Genomic DNA, 3,707 nt, shown 5'->3' on the forward strand with positions numbered 1-3,707 from the left:
AATATTCTGAGTTGATTGCCCGTCGCATCCGCGAGACTCAAGTATACTCTGAAGTTTTGTCTTATCGCACTACTTCTGCACAATTGCGCCAACTCAATCCTAAGGGAATTATTCTCTCTGGTGGGCCAAGTTCGGTTTATGGTGATAACGCTCCCCATTGTGACCCAGAAATCTGGAATTTGGGAATACCCGTTTTGGGTGTTTGCTATGGGATGCAGTTGATGGTGAACCAACTCGGTGGGGAAGTGGCAAAGGCTGACCGAGGTGAGTACGGCAAAGCCTCATTATATATTGATGATCCCACAGATTTGCTCACTAACGTCGAAGATGGTACCACCATGTGGATGAGTCATGGAGACTCAGTTACCAAAATGCCATCAGGGTTTGAATTGCTAGCACATACAGAAAATACTCCCTGTGCTGCGATCGCCGACCATGAAAAGAAACTTTACGGCGTTCAGTTTCATCCAGAGGTGGTGCATTCTATTGGCGGAATAGCATTAATCCGTAATTTTGTCTACCATATTTGCGATTGCGAACCTACTTGGACAACAGCGGCTTTTGTCGAAGAAGCAATTCGGGAAATTCGCGCCAGAGTTGGTGACAAGCGGGTGCTGTTGGCGTTGTCTGGTGGGGTGGATTCTTCTACCCTGGCTTTCTTGCTGTATAAAGCCATTGGTGATCAACTGACTTGCGTATTTATCGATCAAGGCTTTATGCGAAAGTATGAGCCAGAGCGATTGGTAAAGCTGTTTCAAGAGCAGTTTCACATTCCTGTAGAGTATGTTAATGCCCGCGATCGCTTTTTAGCTAGAGTTACTGGTATCACAGATCCTGAAGAAAAACGCCGCCGCATCGGACACGAATTTATCAGTGTATTTGAGGAAACATCCAAACGCCTTGGTCACTTTGATTATCTGGCTCAAGGGACTCTTTATCCAGATGTGATCGAATCTGCTGACACCAACGTAGATCCCCAAACTGGTGAGCGGGTAGCGGTGAAAATTAAGAGTCATCACAATGTTGGCGGTTTGCCCAAAGACCTAAGATTTAAATTGGTGGAACCACTGCGGAAACTATTTAAAGATGAAGTCCGCAAAGTAGGGCGTTCCATTGGTTTACCAGAAGAAATTGTCCAACGGCAACCTTTTCCTGGGCCTGGTTTGGCAATTCGCATTCTGGGGGAAGTCACATCTGAGCGGTTAAACATTTTGCGCGATGCAGATTTGATTGTGCGGCAAGAAATTAACCAACGCGGCATGTATCACGATTTTTGGCAAGCTTTTGCTGTATTGCTGCCAATTCGTAGTGTTGGCGTTATGGGGGATCAACGCACTTACGCTTACCCGATTGTTTTACGGATTGTTACTAGTGAAGATGGCATGACTGCTGATTGGGCAAGAGTCCCTTACGATGTACTGGAAGTGATTTCCACTCGGATTGTGAATGAGGTGAAAGGAGTGAATCGGGTGGTTTATGACATCACCTCTAAGCCGCCTGGAACCATTGAATGGGAGTAACCAAGTTTTGAGTTGATTTAGCTCAAAAGCTCATCACCTAATTTGAGATTTTAAATTTTGGATAATGGAATTGAAAGATTCAAAATTCCAAATTTAAAAAAGTCTGTTCACGCAGCGTCTGCACCAGGAGCAAGCGAATTTATTGAAAGCGACGGGAAACTCAATTCCTTTGAGTGGGTGTTCCGGGATAGTCTCCCCGTCGCTTGGGGCATAGGGCATAGGGGAGCCAGCGCCGTGGGCGGGTTTCCCGACTTGAGGCGACTGGCGTCATTGGTAGTTTCTTCCCCATGCCCCATGCCCAAAAACTCCATCCCGCAAGTGGCGTGGAGTTTTTTATTCGTGGTTTACTTCTACCAAAATCCCAACCTGTTATAGCCCACATTCCGCACCTTGGGGTGTCACATAGTGTAATTACTAGGTTTTTATGATTGTTGTAGTTTTAGATAATGCTTCTGCCTGTTTAGATTTAAGTTATTTTACTGTTTTTATGTATATTCAGTAGCTTTGTTTCTGTCTAAAAAACAGTAAAAACCGATTGTGACAGTTGAGGGTGCGGAATGTAGGATCTAATTAAAAATCATTTTCATTATGAGATTTTCAGCCCACTTTGATGCGCCCAGAAAGGTGATATGTACTTTGTTTTGGCTCTTTAGCCGCCATGAGCGTGAATGATACTGCACAAAATGATAATTCTACTTGGAATCGGCAAGTATACCAACGATTGAAACTTGCCCTAAGTCTTGGCTTACGACGACAACTTTTTTTAGCAGTATGTGATGATTTACACTTGAGAAATCAAGTAGCAACCCGTTTGCATTCTACATTGGCTTATCCCATTGGACAAGTGCTATCTCAGCCATCAAATGCCCAGGAAAATAGCACTCTAGCTTATCCCCGATTAGTTACGTTGCGTTTGAATTTAAACGATCCCAATCCCATACTTCAAATAAATCAATGGTTGGCAAACTATCCACCGCCAATTGTTGGGGTATCTTTTGATACCCCTGGAAGACCTTTTCCAGTACCAGCGTTTCAGATTGTCGGCGTGGAGCATCTGACCAAGCAACCAGTCGCTACACAACGGTTATTTTTGCACCATCTCCGCTTAAGTGAACAATATTTCTCTGTACAAGAATCTAGCCGATTCCTTGAATCTAACTTGCTGTTGTGGATACCGCGTCCTTGGCTATCTGCTATCAAGCAATCAGCGCCACAGTTTTGGCGTTGTCGGACTGGCGTATTTGTGTTTGCTGGAGAACCCACACCAGCGACTCAGAATTCGGGTTATCCAGAACGTTTTTCTAATCCCAGAAGCTTGGATTTAGGTTATATTGAGCAGTCGATTGTAGATGAATCAGTTACTCAAGCAGAACTCAGAACCGCCGCCAGCGAGTTAAAGTTTAAGAATAATTCGGATTTTCCGACAGAAACACAAGGGAATGGCGTACACAAAACCGAGGAAGCTTCGCCATCAACAGCAGATTTATTGAAGACTGCGCCACAACAGCAGGAATCTACTAATAGGTCTGGTAGCGGGAGTAATAATCAATCGCTGTTGTCTTTATCTCATATTAGTAGCGAGTTAACGGAGCTAGTAATAGCAACAATAAATACAAATATTGCTCAAGATACAGAGGATTACTTGCAACCGCAGCAGATTTTGTTGGAGATTGAAGAATTACACCAAAAGCAAGTTCCAGGGGAAGTACTGGCAGAAGCTTATCATCGCTTGGGCACTTTATACCGCCTTCGCATTGAGCAAGGATCAACCCTAGAAAATCTGATGGTGGCAATTATTGCCTATCAGGAGGCAATTAGCTATGACGAAACCTCACCACAACTCCCAGATATCTTAAATGATTTGGGTACACTCTACTGGATGCTATACCGTACACCGCCCAATTCTGAGGAAGGACAAACTTATATAGAGCAGGCAATAGAATTTTATCAGTTGGCGTTAAAGATGATCTCGCCCCAGACACATTTAGAAACTTACGCTCGTGTGCAAAATAATTTGGGGACGGCTTATGGTGATTTAGCTCGTTTCTCTTACTCATCTGAAAATTGGCAGCAAGCAGTTTTAGCTTATAGTGAAGCACTCAGTTACCGTACAGCCGACATGGATTCACTAAAGTATGCGGCTTGCCAGAACAATTTGGGTACTGCTTACTGATAAAATTCTATTGC

At 43.9% G+C, this 3,707-nt stretch carries 3 protein-coding genes; all 3 read left to right on the forward strand.

The features are described from left to right. On the forward strand, positions 1-1,520 hold a 1,520-nt coding region (guaA, locus tag LC574_RS30825), incomplete at its 5' end, for a glutamine-hydrolyzing GMP synthase (RefSeq protein WP_229457391.1). Positions 1,521-1,577: 57 nt separating this feature from the next. Further along, a complete protein-coding gene (locus tag LC574_RS30830; RefSeq protein ID WP_229457392.1) occupies positions 1,578-1,895 on the forward strand; it encodes a hypothetical protein in 318 nt (105 codons plus the stop codon). 283 nt (positions 1,896-2,178) lie between these two features. Then, positions 2,179-3,693: a tetratricopeptide repeat protein gene (locus tag LC574_RS30835; RefSeq protein WP_229457393.1), complete on the forward strand. Its 1,515-nt coding sequence runs from the start codon at positions 2,179-2,181 to the stop codon at positions 3,691-3,693. Positions 3,694-3,707: the final 14 nt, after the last annotated feature.

The sequence above is a fragment of the Nostoc sp. CHAB 5715 genome (genome assembly GCF_020829685.1).
Classification (GTDB): Bacteria; Cyanobacteriota; Cyanobacteriia; order Cyanobacteriales; family Nostocaceae; genus Nostoc.

Coding starts and splice junctions, on each gene's coding strand:
- LC574_RS30835 (WP_229457393.1), top strand. CDS start 2,179: ATGAGCGTGAATGATACTGCACAAAATGATAATTCTACTTGGAATCGG.